At 64.3% G+C, this 15424-nt stretch carries 15 protein-coding genes and 1 pseudogene; 10 read left to right on the plus strand and 6 right to left on the minus strand.

The genetic code is table 11. The features are described 5' to 3' along the window. Positions 1-17 precede the first annotated feature (17 nt). The 3 genes from GDA49_12105 to GDA49_12115 form a co-directional block, all read right to left on the minus strand. Positions 18-998, minus strand: coding sequence for a CoA ester lyase (locus GDA49_12105; protein MBC6441124.1), 981 nt, complete (start codon positions 996-998; stop codon positions 18-20). Positions 999-1075: 77 nt separating this feature from the next. Then, complete coding sequence (locus tag GDA49_12110; protein ID MBC6441125.1) at positions 1076-2119, minus strand: site-specific tyrosine recombinase XerD; 1044 nt, start codon at positions 2117-2119, stop codon at positions 1076-1078. 1586 nt (positions 2120-3705) lie between these two features. Continuing rightward, on the minus strand, positions 3706-3846 hold the full coding sequence (locus GDA49_12115) for a hypothetical protein (GenBank protein ID MBC6441126.1): 141 nt from the start codon (positions 3844-3846) through the stop codon (positions 3706-3708). Between the two features lie 44 nt (positions 3847-3890). Between GDA49_12115 and GDA49_12120 the strand changes: the two genes are divergently transcribed. From GDA49_12120 to GDA49_12135, 4 genes are read left to right on the plus strand one after another with little or no spacing between them, the layout of a single operon-like run. Further along, positions 3891-4496, plus strand: coding sequence for a shikimate kinase (locus GDA49_12120; GenBank protein MBC6441127.1), 606 nt, complete (start codon positions 3891-3893; stop codon positions 4494-4496). Continuing rightward, positions 4493-5623 (plus strand): 3-dehydroquinate synthase, encoded by a 1131-nt coding sequence (locus GDA49_12125; GenBank protein MBC6441128.1) that lies wholly within the window; start codon positions 4493-4495, stop codon positions 5621-5623. The genes GDA49_12120 and GDA49_12125 overlap by 4 nt, the downstream gene beginning before the upstream one ends. Before the next feature lie 35 nt (positions 5624-5658). Then, positions 5659-6939: an HlyC/CorC family transporter gene (locus GDA49_12130; GenBank protein ID MBC6441129.1), complete on the plus strand. Its 1281-nt coding sequence runs from the start codon at positions 5659-5661 to the stop codon at positions 6937-6939. 5 nt (positions 6940-6944) lie between these two features. After that, a complete protein-coding gene (locus GDA49_12135) occupies positions 6945-7841 on the plus strand; it encodes an AEC family transporter (protein MBC6441130.1) in 897 nt (298 codons plus the stop codon). Positions 7842-7915: 74 nt separating this feature from the next. Here the strand turns inward: GDA49_12135 and GDA49_12140 are convergent, their stop codons facing one another. Next, positions 7916-8455, minus strand: a complete 540-nt coding sequence (locus GDA49_12140; GenBank protein MBC6441131.1) for a hypothetical protein — start codon at positions 8453-8455, stop codon at positions 7916-7918. 74 nt (positions 8456-8529) lie between these two features. On the opposite strand from GDA49_12140, the pseudogene GDA49_12145 reads away from it, so the two are divergent. The 3 genes and pseudogenes from GDA49_12145 to GDA49_12155 all read left to right on the plus strand — a co-directional run bounded on the left by GDA49_12145 (position 8530) and on the right by GDA49_12155 (position 10695). Next, a pseudogene (locus GDA49_12145) lies at positions 8530-9214 on the plus strand (SDR family oxidoreductase). Between the two features lie 94 nt (positions 9215-9308). Then, positions 9309-9884, plus strand: a complete 576-nt coding sequence (locus tag GDA49_12150) for a DUF2889 domain-containing protein (protein MBC6441132.1) — start codon at positions 9309-9311, stop codon at positions 9882-9884. 22 nt (positions 9885-9906) lie between these two features. Beyond that, a complete protein-coding gene (locus GDA49_12155) occupies positions 9907-10695 on the plus strand; it encodes an Asp/Glu racemase (GenBank protein ID MBC6441133.1) in 789 nt (262 codons plus the stop codon). Here GDA49_12155 and GDA49_12160 read toward each other — a convergent pair. Next, a complete protein-coding gene (locus GDA49_12160; GenBank protein ID MBC6441134.1) occupies positions 10686-10955 on the minus strand; it encodes a BolA family transcriptional regulator in 270 nt (89 codons plus the stop codon). The two genes, GDA49_12155 and GDA49_12160, sit on opposite strands and share 10 nt — an antisense overlap. Positions 10956-11040: 85 nt before the next feature. Here GDA49_12160 and GDA49_12165 point away from each other — a divergent pair, with 85 nt between their 5' ends. The 3 genes from GDA49_12165 to cobT all read left to right on the plus strand — a co-directional run bounded on the left by GDA49_12165 (position 11041) and on the right by cobT (position 14721). Further along, on the plus strand, positions 11041-11643 hold the full coding sequence (locus GDA49_12165; GenBank protein ID MBC6441135.1) for a J domain-containing protein: 603 nt from the start codon (positions 11041-11043) through the stop codon (positions 11641-11643). 162 nt (positions 11644-11805) lie between these two features. After that, entirely contained in the window at positions 11806-12807 is a 1002-nt protein-coding gene (gene cobS / locus GDA49_12170) for a cobaltochelatase subunit CobS (protein ID MBC6441136.1), read from the plus strand. 87 nt (positions 12808-12894) lie between these two features. Beyond that, complete coding sequence (gene cobT / locus GDA49_12175; protein ID MBC6441137.1) at positions 12895-14721, plus strand: cobaltochelatase subunit CobT; 1827 nt, start codon at positions 12895-12897, stop codon at positions 14719-14721. Here the strand turns inward: cobT and GDA49_12180 are convergent. Then, the gene (locus GDA49_12180) at positions 14704-15357 is read right to left on the minus strand and encodes a TetR/AcrR family transcriptional regulator C-terminal domain-containing protein (protein ID MBC6441138.1); all 654 of its coding nucleotides are present in this window, start codon (positions 15355-15357) and stop codon (positions 14704-14706) included. The two genes, cobT and GDA49_12180, sit on opposite strands and share 18 nt — an antisense overlap. Between the last annotated feature and the right edge of the window lie 67 nt (positions 15358-15424).

Below are 15424 nucleotides of genomic sequence, written 5' to 3' on the forward strand. Positions count from 1 at the left end.
GCCTTCGGAACTATACCTTATCCCGTCGCGGCGATCTGGTTGGCCTTGCGCACCATCACCTCGGCCTGCTTGATTGAGGCGATATCGATCAGGCGGCCGTCGAGCGACACCGCACCCTGGCCGCTCTTCTGCGCCTCTTCCATGGCCTCGAGGATACGCTTGGCCTGTGTCACCTCCTTCTCCGACGGGCTGTTCAGCTCGTTGGCGAGTGTGATCTGGCTGGGGTGGATCGCCCACTTGCCCTCGCAGCCGAGCGCCGCCGCACGGTTGGCTTGGGCCTTGTAGCCGTCGCCATCCTTGAAGTCGCCGAACGGGCCGTCGATCGGGCGCAGGCCCGCTGCTCGGGCGGCCACCACCATGCGCGAGATGGCGAAGTGCCACATGTCGCCCCAGTGGAAGTCGCGCGGGTTGTCGCCGTCGATGTCGGTCAGGACGCCATAGAGCGGGTTCGGACCGCCGATCGTGGTCATGCGCGCCTTGGTCGAGGCGGCATAGTCAGCGACGCCGAAGTGCAGGCTCTCATTGCGCTTGCTGGCGTTCGCGTTGGCCTCGACATTGGCCATGCCGAGCGCGGTCTCGATGATCAGCTCGAAGCCGATGCGCTTTTCGCGGCCCATGGCGTCCTCGACCTGGGTCACCAGCATATCGACCGCATAGACATCCGACGGAGTACCGACTTTGGGGATCATGATGAGGTCGAGCCGGCCGTCGGTCTGCTCGATAATGTCGACGACATCGCGATACATGTAATGGGTGTCGAGACCGTTGATACGGACCGACAGGGTCTTCTCGCCCCAGTCGATGTCGTTGATCGCCTCGATCACGTTCTTGCGCGCCTGCGGCTTGTCGTCGGGCGCGACCGCATCCTCGAGATCAAGAAAGATCACGTCGGCGCCGCCCGCAGCGGCCTTTTCGAAGAGTTCCGTGCGGCTGCCCGGAACAGCCAGTTCACTGCGATTCAGGCGTGCGGGCGCGGGCTCGACAATGGTGAAGCTCATGGGATGCGGTCCTTATGTCGGAATGGGTCCGGGCCGTCCTGCCGGCGGCGCGTCAATGCACGGCGCGCGTTGCCGTGTCAAGCGAGCGGATGATACCCGAACACCGTGGATTTCAACCGCTCTTCCAGAACATGGGTGTAGATCTGGGTTGTTGAGATATCGGCATGGCCCAGCATGGTCTGAACCGAACGCAGATCGGCACCATGAGCGAGCAGATGGCTGGCAAAGGCATGGCGCAGGATGTGCGGCGAAACCCGTTCCGGCGCGATCCCCGAAGCTATGGCGAGTTGCTTCAGCATCTTGCCGACGACCTGACGGGTCAGGTGCCCGGAGGCTCCATGGGACGGAAACAGCCAGGGCGATGGGCAATTCTGCGCGGCGAGCCATGCCCGGACAGCTTGAGCCGCCTCCTCACCTACTGGAACCAGCCGTTCGCGTCCACCCTTGCCGGTCACGATGATGAACGGCGCATCGGCCCGCAACGCACGGCTGGGAAGGCTTACGAGCTCGCTGACACGCAAACCCGTAGCATAGAGCAGTTCGATCAATGCGGCCCGCCGCAGCCCTGCGACAGAGGAATCGGCGCGCGCCGCCCGGAGCAGAGTATCGGTCTCGTCCTCGCTTAGGACTTTCGGCAGCGGGCGGTCGGCCCGTGGCGCTTCAAGCGTCGTGGTCGGATCGTCGTCGCGTTCGCCCTCGGCGTAGAGAAAACGGTAGAACTGGCGCAGGGCCGACAGCCGGCGGGCCGCCGTGCGTTTGCTCGCACCCCGTCTCTGCAGCGCAGTGAGATAGGCACGGAGATCGTCACTCCCAGCGTTGCTCGCGCTGACGCGGCGCTTCTCGAGAAAACCCTCCATGTCTTTGAGATCGCGTCTGTAGGCCGCCACTGTATTGGCGGCGGCACCACGCTCGGCGACCATCATCTCCAGGAAGGTTTCGACGAGCCATGCGTCCACGATGGGCTCAGATCGCGTTGGCGAAGGCCGCTTCCATGGCAAGAAGCCGGGCTTCTCGCCCCAGATCGATCGCGCGCAGCACTTCGATGACCTCGCCCAAGACAATCGGGTCGGCACCGGCCGGCCCGTCCGAGCCCAGAAGTACGAGCGACAGCAGAACGGCATCGCCAACGCGGCCGTCGCGGGCGGCAGCGGCCAGCGCCACACGCTCTCCGGCGTTGCTTGTCTGTTGTGCCGTCGCTTGCGTTGTCGCGGGCGCCGCCAGGGCATCGACAGTCAACGATTCGGCGGCCCTGTCGTCGAGCGCGGCCATGAGGGCCAGGAAAAGCTCAGTCTGCTCGGGAAGCCGTTCTGGTGCGATCCGTGCCCTGGCATCGCGCCACGTCGCCATTCTGGAGCCGTCGTCGGCCAGCTGTTCGCCGAAGGCCAGGCGGAAGATCGGCCAGAGGGCAGCCGCCTGCGCGGCGGCAACCTGATCGTTGCGCGCGCGATCTTCCAGCAGCGGCCACCAGCGGGCCGCAGCCTCAGGCTCGCCAGCCGCGAGCAGCGCCATGCTTGCATCGCCAGAGAACCAGGCGACCTCCGATCCCGCCACGATTCCGATCACGTCCGGCGCGATGCCGCGCGATGCCGCGAGGAAGCCCAGTTGCCCATCGTCTCGTGCGGCATGGCGAAGAAGGCTGGAGAGCGCCTCGGCCTTGGCTGCGGGCAGCGTCTGGCGCTGCGCGGCCTGGAACAGCAGAGCCCGCCCCAGCGGTCCCGTCGTCTGGTCCGCGCGGCTCAGGGCATTGACGATCTGCTCCTCGTTGAACGAGGCGGCACTGTAGAGCCGGCCCAGCGTGGCACCGTCCATGGTGCCCGCCGCGACGGCGCGTTCGGCGGCGACCAGACGGGTTTCAAACGGGAGCGCGTCGAGCATTGCCGCCGCGCGCATGATTGGCGCCGGCGCGTCATCAAGCAGCGCGGGGTCGAGCGTGGTACCAGTCGCAAGCGTCATGGCAAACAGCAGGGGGTCGGCGCCCGCGAGCGAATCGAGGGAGACGGCCTGGCCGCTTGCGAGGCCGTGGTCGAGCGCCATAAAGCGGTCGTCGAGCTGAGCCCCCGTGTCCTCAAGCACCGCCAGACCGAGGTCGGCGGCGGCATTCTGACCGGCCAGGCGCTGGCAGAAGACAAGGGTCATGGCAGTGCCGTCGTCAGTGCCGGTCGCAAGCGCGTTCTGCGCGACCTGGCATGCGGCATCGTTGTCCCCGCGCAGCAGGAGCAGCTCTACCTCGCTCTGATAGGCGGCCGGTGTCATGGCCCGCTGGCCCGCGCTGTCGACCAGACCGGCGACATCGTCCTGGCGGCCGATCGCGATCAGCCGATCGGTTCTGGCGCCGAGAAAGTCGCCGATGTCGCCCAGAGGCAAGGCCCCCGACGTCAGCAACAGGCGACGGGCCAGATCGGTCATGACCTGGGAGCCCGTGCCGCTCTCGATCCGAGGCACCAGCAGGGCGACGGCCCGGGCATTGCTGCCGCGCCAAAGATCGGCACCCAGGCCATCGTCAGCATTGAGCGTACCGGCCGCGCCAGCGTTGACCGATTCAAGAACCTCGACCTCAAGCTCCGAACCCGACTCGGCCGTCACGGATCCGGATCTGGCATTGTCGGGTTCGCCGAGCGGAATGATGACAAGCGGCTCGTTGTCTTCCTGCGCGCCGGCCGGTCCCGCGGCAACACCGAGAGACAGGACAAACGCCGTAGCGACAACGCTACGGATCGAAACGGTCATTCGGGATCGTCTCTTCAACACGGTGGGTCGGCGGCGGAATGTCCCATGTCGCGAGGAAGGCGACTCCTCCGACAACGACGGCAATCAGCAAGAGCACGACCAATCGAACGAGAAAGCGCATGACCCCGCCTGTACGTCCATGGGAAGTTCGGAAGAATCTATGTTATGTCGCATTATGGCGCGGATGTGGCAATCGCTGCGGTTCAACCTATCAACACAAGAACACACGTGAGCGACAACGACCTCCCCAGACCGGATCGGACGATCGCCCTGGTCGGGCTGATGGGCGCCGGCAAGTCGACCATCGGTCGTCGGCTGGCGGCGCGCCTCGAGATTCCCTTCGTGGACGCCGACAACGAGATCGAGACCGCGGCCGATTGCACGATTCCGGAGATCTTCGAACGTCACGGGGAGCAGGAGTTCCGCGACGGCGAGCGGCGCGTCATCGCGCGGCTGCTGGGCGGCTGGCCCAAGGTGCTCGCCACCGGCGGCGGTGCCTTCATGAACGACGAGACGCGCAAGCGGATCAAGGCACGGGCGATTTCGATCTGGCTGCGCGCAGATCTGAACCTGCTGATGTCGCGGGTAAGTCGCAGGGACAACCGCCCTCTGCTCAAAAAGGGCGATCCGCGCAAGACCATGGAACGGCTGATCGCCGAGCGTTACCCCGTCTATGCCGAGGCCGACATCGTGATCGACAGCAACGAGGACCCGCACGATGCCATCGTCAAACGCATCGTCGAGGCCTTGCAGCAGCACGAGGCGGCATGAGCACATTGGAAACGCTGACGGTTCCGCTTGGTGAGCGTGCTTACGACATCCTTGTCGGTGACGGCCTGATCGATCGCGCGGCGGAGTTCATGGCACCCGTCTTGAAGCGGCGGCGTGTCGTGGTCGTGACGGACGAAATCCTTGCCAAGCTGCATCTCGCAAGGCTGACGGCCGCGCTCGACCGCGGCGGCATCCGTCATGACACGATCATCCTGCCACCTGGCGAGCAGACCAAGGACTTCGCGCATTTTGAGGTCCTGATGAACCGCCTCCTCGACCTCGGCCTGGAGCGCCGGGATTCGCTGGTCGCACTTGGCGGTGGCGTGATCGGCGATCTCACTGGCTTTGCGGCGAGCGTGCTGTTGCGCGGTGTCGACTTCGTCCAGCTCCCCACGACCCTGCTGGCCCAGGTCGACAGTTCGATCGGCGGCAAGACGGGCATCGACACGCATCACGGCAAGAACCTGGTGGGCGCCTTCCACCAGCCGCGCCTGGTGCTGGCCGACACCGGCATGCTGGCCACCCTGCCGCCCCGCGAACTGATGGCCGGCTACGCCGAAGTCGTGAAGTACGGCTTTCTCGGCGACCGCCCCTTCTTCGAGTGGCTTGAAGAGAACGGCGCACGGGTGATCGGCGGCGACACTGACGCGCAGCGCCATGCGGTACTGACCAGTTGCGCCAACAAGTCGAGCATCGTCGTGGCCGACGAGAAGGAGGGCAACCTGCGCGCCCTCTTCAATCTCGGACACACCTTCGGCCATGCCCTTGAGGTGTCCTGCGGCTTCGATGGCAATCTGATTCATGGCGAGGCGGTCGCCATCGGCATGGCGATGGCCTTCGGTTTGTCCCATCAGCAGGGCCTGTGCCCGGGGCAGGACGCCGAACGCGCGGTGCGTCACATGCGTGCCATCGGCCTACCCGTGCATCCCGACGATCTCGGCCTTCCCGCGCAGGACGCCTCGGCGCTTGTGGCGCACATGTCAAAAGACAAGAAGGTCCAGGACGGCCAGATCGCCTTCATTCTCCTGCGCGGCATCGGCAATGCCTTCATCACCCGCGAGATCGTGCCCGAAACCGTGCGCGACTTCCTTGCCGAGATGCTGGCGCGCCCTTCCTCCGCGGCCTGATGCCGCACCACCCTTCACGATCCCGGTGACATGTCATGTTCGGAGTGCTCGAACTCTTCATCGTTCTCATCGCCATTTTCATCGTCTGCTCGGCCGTCTTCTCAGGCTCCGAAACGGCGCTGACTGCGGCCAACCGGTCCAAGATCCACAACCTGGAACTCGGCGGAAACCGGCGTGCGGCCAAGGTGACGGCCCTGATTCAGGATCGCGAGCGCCTGATTGGTGCGATCTTGGTCGGCAACAACCTGTTCAACATCGCCGCGGCGTCGATGGCGACCTACGCCTTCACCGAACTGGTCGGCGAGGCTGGCGTGATCTACGCCACGACCGCCATGACCATTCTGGTCGTCGTGTTCGCCGAGGTCCTGCCGAAGACCTATGCGATCCGCCACTCCGAGCGCTTCGCACTGGCGGTCGCGCCCATCATGCGCGTCGTGGTTTGGGTCTCGCGGCCTATCACTTGGGCGCTGCACGTCCTGGTCAGCCTGATGTTGCGGATGGTCGGTGCCCCGGACGTGGAGGATCTCACCCCGTCGGATGAAGAGATCCGCGGTACGCTTGCGCTCTACAAGCACGAGGGTGGACTGGTGAAAGACGAACACGCCATGCTCGATGGCGTGCTCGATCTGAGCGAGGTCGAGGTCGGCGAGATCATGACCCATCGTCGCTCGATGGAGACGATCAACGCCGATGACGCCTCGCACGAGATCATCGCCGCGGCCCTTCGAAGCCCGCACACGCGTGTCCCGCTCTGGCGTGACGACACCGACAACATCGTCGGCGTTTTGCACGCCAAGAACCTGCTGCGCGAACTGCATCGACGCGGAGGATCAAGCGAGGGCTTGGACGTCCTGACGATCGCGAGCGAGCCCTGGTTCGTGCCCGATACCACCACCCTGAGCGAGCAGCTCTCGGCCTTCCGCGAACGCCACGCCCACTTCGCGCTGGTGGTCGACGAATACGGCACGCTGATGGGCCTGGTGACGTTGGAGGACATCCTTGAGGAGATCGTCGGCGAGATCGAAGACGAGCACGACATCGTGACGTCCGAAGCGGCGGTCGATGCGGACGGTTCGATCACAGTCGAGGGTGCTGCGACAATCCGTGACGTGAATCGCGAGTTCGACTGGAACCTGCCCGACGAGGAGGCGACGACCATCGCCGGCCTCGTCATTCACGAAGCCCAGCAGATCCCCGACATCGGCCAGGTCTTTGTCTTCCACGGCTTCCGCTATGAGATCACCGGCAAGCAGCGCAACCAGATTACGCAGCTGCGGGTCATACCGCTTCAGGACTCCCGGGGCGGCGAGGACTAGTCCGCATGCAGCTCATTGCAGCTCTCGTTCCGGTCCTGACGCCGATCGCCGTTGCCATACTGGCTGGTATCGCCTGGGCGCGCTGGGGCAAACTGGCCGATCCAGCGAGCCTGACCCAGATAATCCTGAATGTCGGCACGCCATGCCTGGTCTTCTCGACGATTTCGACGCTGTCGGTGCCCGCGCTGGAACTGGGCGTCATGGCGCTGGCTGCGGTCATGATGCTGCTCATGTTTCTGGGTTCGGGCTGGTTGCTGTTGAAGGTCGTGCGCCTGCCGTCGGGCGTCTATCTGCCGCCAGTCGTGTTCGGCAACCTCGGCAATCTTGGTCTGCCCTTGAACCTCTTCGCCTTCGGCGACGCCGGCCTTGAGCTCGGCCTCATCATGTTCGCCGTGCAGTCGGTGCTGTTCTTCACCATCCACTTCTGGCTGATATCCGGCTCGCCATCGCCCCTCGAGATGCTGAAAACGCCGCACATCTATGCGATCTCGGTGGCCCTCGCCTTCACGCTGACCGACACCCATCCGCCGCTCTGGCTGACCAACACGACCGACCTGATCGGCGGCCTGACGATACCGCTGATGCTGATCATGCTCGGGGGCTCGCTCATGCGCATGAAGGTCGTGTCCTTCGTCCGGCCTTTCAGCGTCGTTGTGCTGCGCGTGATCCTCGGCTTCGTCGTCGCCTATCTGCTGTGCGAGGTCCTCAGCCTCGAGGGGGTCGCCCGTGGCGTCGTGACCATCGCCTGCTGCATGCCGGGCGCAGTTTTCAACTATCTGGCCTCTGTAAAGTTCGATAATTCGCCCGGCGAGGTCGCGAGCTACATCGTGCTCTCGACCGTCGTTATCCTGGTCCTGACGCCCGTGATCGTTCCGGTCGCCTGGTGGATGGCGGGCATGTGACCCATCACCGCGACGATCCCGATCGTCTGACGCAGGACCTCAATGGCCACACGCACCTTCTCCGGCACGTAGGATCAACTGGGATAGACGAACCGGGCCGCTGTTTCGAAGCTGGTGGCGCTGACATCGTGGCGCGGGAACAGGTCGACCAAGCGCCCGGTTGTCAGATCCTCGCCGACAAGCCAGTCGGCCAGCAGACAAGAACCGAGGCCGGCGCGCGCAGCGGTCCGGAGCGCCTGCGCATTGGAGATCGCAATGCCGGAGCGGACGGGAACCGCCTCTTCGATCCCGTCTTCATCACGAAACATCCAGTGTGACCGATATCCTGGCAACGTGAACACGAGGCAGTCATGCTCGAACAAGTCTACCGGGCGGTCGGTATGCCCGTTATCTGATACGTAGGCTGGGCTGGCGCACACGAAATAACACGTGACCAGAAGCTTGCTTGCGATGACGTCACCTTCGACTCGCTCGCCGAGCCGGATGGCAAGGTCGATGCCGTCACGTACCAGATCGAGATTGGCGTCGGTGAGTACTAGCTCGACCGCGAGATCAGGGCAGTGTTGTCGCAGTTCGGTCAGGTGCGGCACGACACAGGTCTCGCCGAACGTCACCGACGCGCTGAGTCTGAGGGGCCGCGGGGACCGATCGAATCGAGTCTGGTTTCGTCGCAGGCGTGGGCAACGCGATGACCAATCTTGATGGCACCGTGGCGCTGGTGACGGGCGCCGGCCGCGGCATCGGTGCCGCAACCGCGACGGAAACCGACCGCCCGCGGCGCGAAGGTGATGCTGACGGCCCGTTCGGCCGAACTGATCGAGGCCCTGGCCAACGAGATCGTTGCCAGCAGTGGATCGGCCCTTGCCACATCCTGGTCAACAACGCCGGTGTCATCGACCCTGTAGTGCGGCTGACCGAGAGCGATCCCGAAGCCTGGGCGCAGGCGGCCGACATCAAACTACAAGGGCGTTTACTTCGACCTGCGTGCGGCGCTGCTGATCATGGAGGCGCCGGGCTCGGGCGTCATGGTCAACATCATCCCGGGCGCGGCGACCGGCGCGCTGGAAGGTTGGAGTCATCATTGTTCGAGCAAGGCTGCCGCCCTGTTGCTGACCCGCCGCGCCCACAAGGAGGTCGGTGAAAGCGGCATCAGGGTCGTCGGGCTGAGCCCGGACACCGTGGCGACCGAGATGCAGGTCCAGATCAAGGCCCCGGGCATCAATCCGGTCAGCCAACGTGACCCCGCCGTCCACATTCCGTCCGAACGGGTGGCCAGGGCATGGCTCTGCACCGACGACGCCGGCGACCTCTTCGGCGACGACATCTCGCTTTGCGACCCCGCCATACGCCAGCGCGTCGGTCTGCCGGTCTGACACGCTCTACACGAGCATCGGGTTTCATGTCTTGAAGGCCGTGCGGAAGCGGCTTTATGCTGCACCGCACAATCAGATCTTGGATCGCCCCCCAATGCCCCTGCCCGAACCGGCCCGCCGCGAGTTGATCCATACCCGTGAGATCGTCACCCGCGCCTATGAACGCGAGGACGGTCTGTTCGACCTCGATGCCTATCTGGCCGACGTGAAGACCTACGGCTTTCCGAACAAGGACCGGGGCTACATTGAGGCGGGCGAGCCACTCCACGCTATGTGGATCCGGCTGACGATCGACGAGAACTTCATCGTACAGGATGTCGTGGCCAAGATGGATCACACGCCTTACCACTTCTGCACGCGCATTGAGCCCGACCACAGGAAGCTCATCGGCGTCCGTATCGGGCCCGGCTGGAACAGGAAGGTCCGTGAGCATCTCGGCAGCACCCACGGCTGCACCCACCTGCGCGAGATGCTGGGCCGCATGGCGACCGTGGCCATGCAGGCGCTCTATGGCCGCAAGCGCCGCGACGGCGAGGAGATCGACGACGAACCCGGAAAGAAGCCCTGGGTGATCGACGGCTGCCACACCTGGGCCAGCGACAGCTCCGTGGTCGCGCGCGAGTTTCCCGACTGGTATACTGGTCCACTGGGCGAAAACGCCGCCGAATAGAAACCGCTCCGGAGGCACGGCGATGCAGGCTGACGTACCCGAGATTGCCGACAGCCGTTCCCGCGGTCGCGCCCGTATCGGCATCATCACGCCGTTCACGAACACCAATCTCGAAGCCGACATCGCCCTTCTGCGGCCCGACGGCGTCTCCTGCCATGTCATGCGGGCTGGCGGTTACGACCTTGATGCAGTGCCCGATTCCGAGCAGATGCGGAAGTTCGCGCTCGCCGGTCTCGATGACGTGCTCGCCATGCTGCTGCCTGCCAAGCCCGACATCGTCCTCTACGGCTGTACCTCGGCAACGCTCTCGATGGGACCGGACTACGACCGCAACTTCTGCGCGATGATCGAGGACAAGTCCGGCGTCCCCGCCGTGACGGCTGCCGGTGCCCTGGTCGAGGCGCTCAACGACCTCGACGCCCGCACGATCGGTTTCTGCTCGCCCTACACCGAGGAGCTCAACCGCGAGTCCGCAGCCTTCCTCGGCGCCAGCGGCCGGCAGGTCATCCAATCGGCCTATGTCGGCGAGGACCTCGACAGCGACGGCCAGAACGCGCTGACGCCCCCGGTCGTGTTCGACCTTGGCCTGCGTGCCGACCACCCCCAGGCCGATGCGATCGTCATGTCGTGCACCGACATGCGCGCGGTTGAGGTGATCACCGCACTCGAGTCGCGTACTGGCAAACCGGTTGTCACCAGCAACCAGGCCCTGTTTCATGTCGCCAACAAGCGGCTCGGCCTCAACAATCGTGTGATGGGCCGTCTGGGCGAGACCGGAACTCCGGTGCTCAGCGGTGCGCGTCAACCTTGACCGGGCGCCTTGGCATCGATCGTCAAGGCGTGGATGTCGGTCTGCATCTCCTCGGCCAGCGCCTTGTAGATCAGGCGCTGTCGGGCGACGCGGTTGATGCTCTCGAAGGCGCCTGAAACGACACGTATGCGGAAATGGCTTTCGCCCTCCGGCCGGGTGCCGACGTGGCCGGCATGGAGGTGTGATTCATCGATCACCTCGAGCTCCGTCGGGTCCAGCGCCGTTTCGAGCTTGGTCCGGATTGCCGTTGCCACACGCATCGTCGATCTCCTGCATGTCTGCTGACACAGATGTCAAGGCCAAGGGTTTCTTGCAAGACCCAAGGCTGGTTCCCATACTCCCAAGATGGCACGATCACGCTCTCAGCGTGCGCTCGACGAGATGGGAGCCATCCCCGAGCGCCTCTGCAACTGGCCCGGCTGCGGCAAGGCCGGAGAGCACCGTGCGCCCATGTCGCACAATCAGATCGGCGAGTTCCAGTACCTCTGCCTCGACCACGTGCGTGAATTCAACATCCAGTGGAACTTCTTCGAGGGCTGGAACCGTGACGAGATCGAGGCTTATCAGCGGGAAGATCTGACATGGCATCGCCCGACATGGCGGCCCGACGAGCGCCTGATCCGCAGCAAGGCCTTCCGCGAAGCCTTCCTGAACGACGATTTCCGCAACCCCTTCGGCTTCATGGACCAAGACGAAGGCCGGCAGCGCAACGGCGGGAACGCGCGCGCCAAAGACGACGGCACGCTTGAGGAGGGGCGGCGAGCCTTCTCGATTCTCAAGCTCAAGCCTGGCACCGACAAAGCGTCCATCAAACGCCGTTTCAAGGAAGAGGTGAAGGCCTGCCACCCCGATCTCAACGGCGGCGACAAGGAGGCTGAGGACCGCTTGCGCGACGTCATCTGGGCCTACCGCCGCCTGACCGACGAGGCACGCACCGAGACTCGTTGAAATCCGCGTTCGTCGGCTTGTAAGCGGCTATCGGGCCGTGCCAATGTAACCCGCGTTTGAACCGGTCCGGCTGCCGGCTCAGACGTTTGGGATGTGCGGTCCCGGCGGCAAGGGCCAAACGTTCCGGCCCATATCCAAGTACCTCAAAGACGACGTATAGAGATGGTGACAGAACCCTGCGATATCGGCCTGCTTCCCGAAGGCCAGCCCGACACGACCGTGAAGGTCCCCAAGACTTTTGGCATCGACACGACGATGGAAGTGCCAGCGTACTCCAAGCGAACCGAGCATGTGCCGGACGTCGACAATGCCTATGTCTTCGACCCGCAGACGACGCTCGCGATCCTTGCAGGCTTCGCCCACAACCGCCGCGTCCTGATCCAAGGCTATCACGGCACCGGCAAATCGACCCATATCGAGCAGGTTGCCGCGCGCCTCAACTGGCCGTGCATCCGCGTCAACCTCGACAGCCACATCAGCCGCATTGACCTGATCGGCAAGGACGCGATCGTTCTGCGCGACGGCAAGCAGGTCACCGAGTACCGCGAGGGTATCCTGCCTTGGGCAATCCAGCATCCGATCGCGCTCGTCTTCGACGAGTATGACGCCGGCCGGCCGGACGTGATGTTCGTGATCCAGCGCGTGCTGGAGGTACAGGGCAAGATGACGCTGCTCGACCAGAACAAGGTGATCCACCCGCACAAGTCGTTCCGCCTGTTCTCGACCGCCAACACGGTCGGCCTCGGCGACACGACTGGCCTCTATCACGGCACCCAGCAGATCAACCAGGGCCAGATGGACCGCTGGTCGATTGTCTCGACGCTCAACTACCTGGAGCACCAGGAAGAAGAGAAGATCATCCTTTCCAAGATGTCGGGCTTCGACAACAAGAAGGGAAAGGAGACGATCAAGCAGATGGTCGCCGTCGCCGATCTCACCCGCGGCGCCTTCATGACCGGCGACATCTCGACCGTCATGTCGCCCCGTACGGTCATCACCTGGGCCGAGAACGCCGAGATCTTCGGCGACCTGGGCTTCGCCTTCCGGCTCACCTTCCTCAACAAGTGCGACGAGACCGAGCGCCCGCAAATAGCGGAGTTCTATCAGCGCTGCTTCGGCCAGGAGCTACCGGAGTCGGCGGTTCTCCAGAACGCGGCGCAGTAACGGGGCGCTGGCCCCGCCGTGGAGTCCTGACCGTTGAGCTGTGACGAAAACAGGGTCGAGACGTTCAAGCGCGCCGTTGCGGGTACGATGCGTGCGATGTCGCGCGACGCCGAGCTTGAGGTCAACTTCGGTGTCCAGGAGCCGTTGGTTTCGGGTCACAGTGCCCAGCTGACCCAGCCGACGCGCGATCTTGATGTCCATACCGTGGCCATGACTCGCGGCGAGGCCGATCAGTTGGCACTCAAGATGCGCCATCATGACGCCAAGACCCACGCCCGCCGCCGCCCGATGGGCGAGATTGGCCGCACGATCTACGACGCGGTCGAGGATGCGCGTTGCGAGTGCCTCGGCATCAATCGCATGAAGGGTGTGGCCGGGAACGTCTCGGTGGTGCTCGAGGAGCGTTGCCGCAACAAGGGCCTCCACCGGATCGTCGATCAGGACGAAGCGCCGCTGGCCGACATCATCGGCCTTCTGGTGCGAGAGAAGCTGACCGGCATGGCGCCGCCGCCTTCGGCCAAGAAGGCCGTCGACATGATGCGCAGCTGGCTCGACGACAAGATCGGCGACGACATCGACAATCTCGGCGACGTGATGCGCCACCAGGATGCCTTTGCGCAGCTGATGCGCAAGCTGATCACGCATCTCGATCTGCCCGACGAGGAGACCGACCAGACCGCCGAGCAGACCGATCCAGATGCCGCCGACGATCAGAGCGATCCCGACCAGGCCGAAGGTGAGGCCGAGGGCGAAACCGGCGAGAGCGGAAGCGACGATCAGAGCGATGCCGACAGCATGGATGAGCAGGCTGCCGAAGACGACGCCATGGCCGCCGAAGCCGAGGACTCCGACAATGACCAGATGGTCCCGTCTGGTGCAGACGATACCGAACCCTCGGGGCAGATGCGCTGGCCCGAGGACATGTACGGTAATCGCCGCGAGCCGACCTACAAGGCATTCACGCAGGAGTTTGATGAAATCGTCGATGCCCAGGATCTCTGCGACCCAGAAGAACTGACCCGGCTTCGGACCCAGCTCGACCAGCAGATCGCGCATCTGCGCGGTGTCACCTCCAAGCTTGCCAACCGCCTGCAGCGCAAGCTGATGGCCCAGCAGAATCGGGCCTGGGAGTTTGATCTGGAGGAAGGCCTTCTGGATTCGGCACGATTGTCGCGCATTGTCGTCGCCCCGCTGGTGCCGCTCAGCTTCAAGATCGAGCACGAGACCGAGTTCCGCGACACCGTGGTCTCGTTGCTGATCGACAACTCCGGTTCCATGCGCGGTCGTCCCATCGGCATCGCCGCGATGAGCGCCGACATTCTGGCCCAGACGCTGGAGCGCTGCGGCGTGAAGGTGGAAATCCTCGGCTTCACGACGCGCACCTGGAAGGGCGGACGCAGCCGTGAGAAGTGGCTGTCGGACAGCAAGCCGATCTCGCCGGGCCGGCTCAATGACCTGCGCCATATCGTCTACAAGGCCGCCGACGCGCCCTGGCGCCGGGCGCGCAAGAGCCTTGGCCTGATGCTGCGCGAGGGCCTGCTCAAGGAGAACATCGACGGTGAGGCCCTGCTCTGGGCCCATGAGCGCCTGATCGGCCGCCCGGAGCAGCGCAAGATCCTGATGGTGATCTCCGACGGTGCCCCGGTCGACGATTCCACGCTGTCGGTCAACTCGGGCAACTACCTGGAACGCCATCTGCGCGATGTGATCGGCTGGATCGAGGGCATGTCCCCGGTCGAACTGATCGCCATCGGTATCGGCCATGACGTCACGCGCTACTACCGCCGCGCCGTCACCCTGGTCGATGTCGAGCAGCTGGGCGGCACCGTGCTGGGCGAGCTCACATCGTTGTTCGACGAAGAGACCCCGGCCATGTGTGCGCTCGCCGCACGCTGCTCACGGCGCGCCGCCTGATCCGTTCCCGTTGCGCTGAGCGTCGAGCCCGGCAATCACGGTCTTCAGGCCGAAGTCGAATTCCTCCTCGATCGTGACGTTGTACATCGCGCCGGCCAGGCTCGCCGTGACCGGATAGCGGTCGTCCGAGAGTGCCCCTTCGAGATCGCGCCGTTCCTCAGGCGAATAGGAGCCGTGCCAATCGGTCAGCTCGCCCCATGTGAAGGTCTCCGTGTAGGACATCAAGAGTTGCGCGCTGAAGACGGTCTCGGTCTTCGCGAACCCTGCCGCGCGCAGCACGCTGTAGAACGCTTCGTTGATATGGACCTCGTTCTCGGCCCATTTCTCGTTGAGCACATAGACAAGGAATCCGCCGCGGTGACGATGCCCGAGAGCACGAAAGGCGCGGCACAGCGCCTCGACCTGGTCCTTCCAGCCACCCTCGGGCTCGGGCAGTTCGAAGTCGTCCAGGAAGCGGCCGACCACGGCATGCAGCAGTGCCTCCTTGTTGGGCATGTAGTGGTAGATCGCCATGGGATCGACGCCGAGGTCGCCCGCCAGCGTACGCATGGTGAGATCGGAACCCGGCTTCGCATCAAGCAGATGAAGGGCCGCTTCGACGATGCGGTCTCGGGAAAGATGAGGACGTCCGGCCAAGGGCAACTCTTTGTTCTTGACGCACCGCATTCTACACTGTAGAAATTTTTCTACAACGTAGAAGACA

The sequence above is a fragment of the Rhodospirillales bacterium genome (assembly GCA_014323865.1).
Classification (GTDB): Bacteria; Pseudomonadota; Alphaproteobacteria; order SP197; family SP197; genus SP197.

What these genes read in the sequence shown, in the direction of transcription:
- GDA49_12105 (MBC6441124.1), bottom strand. Translation starts at nt 998, where the DNA reads ATGAGCTTCACCATTGTCGAGCCCGCGCCCGCACGCCTGAATCGCAGT.
- GDA49_12110 (MBC6441125.1), bottom strand. Translation starts at nt 2,119, where the DNA reads ATGCCGTTCTGCTGTCGCTCGTACTTCTGGGCTCGGACGGGCCGGCCG.
- GDA49_12115 (MBC6441126.1), bottom strand. Translation starts at nt 3,846, where the DNA reads ATGCGCTTTCTCGTTCGATTGGTCGTGCTCTTGCTGATTGCCGTCGTT.
- GDA49_12120 (MBC6441127.1), top strand. Translation starts at nt 3,891, where the DNA reads ATGTCGCATTATGGCGCGGATGTGGCAATCGCTGCGGTTCAACCTATC.
- GDA49_12125 (MBC6441128.1), top strand. Translation starts at nt 4,493, where the DNA reads ATGAGCACATTGGAAACGCTGACGGTTCCGCTTGGTGAGCGTGCTTAC.
- GDA49_12130 (MBC6441129.1), top strand. Translation starts at nt 5,659, where the DNA reads ATGTTCGGAGTGCTCGAACTCTTCATCGTTCTCATCGCCATTTTCATC.
- GDA49_12135 (MBC6441130.1), top strand. Translation starts at nt 6,945, where the DNA reads ATGCAGCTCATTGCAGCTCTCGTTCCGGTCCTGACGCCGATCGCCGTT.
- GDA49_12150 (MBC6441132.1), top strand. Translation starts at nt 9,309, where the DNA reads ATGCCCCTGCCCGAACCGGCCCGCCGCGAGTTGATCCATACCCGTGAG.
- GDA49_12155 (MBC6441133.1), top strand. Translation starts at nt 9,907, where the DNA reads ATGCAGGCTGACGTACCCGAGATTGCCGACAGCCGTTCCCGCGGTCGC.
- GDA49_12160 (MBC6441134.1), bottom strand. Translation starts at nt 10,955, where the DNA reads ATGCGTGTGGCAACGGCAATCCGGACCAAGCTCGAAACGGCGCTGGAC.
- GDA49_12165 (MBC6441135.1), top strand. Translation starts at nt 11,041, where the DNA reads ATGGCACGATCACGCTCTCAGCGTGCGCTCGACGAGATGGGAGCCATC.
- cobS (MBC6441136.1), top strand. Translation starts at nt 11,806, where the DNA reads ATGGTGACAGAACCCTGCGATATCGGCCTGCTTCCCGAAGGCCAGCCC.
- cobT (MBC6441137.1), top strand. Translation starts at nt 12,895, where the DNA reads ATGCGTGCGATGTCGCGCGACGCCGAGCTTGAGGTCAACTTCGGTGTC.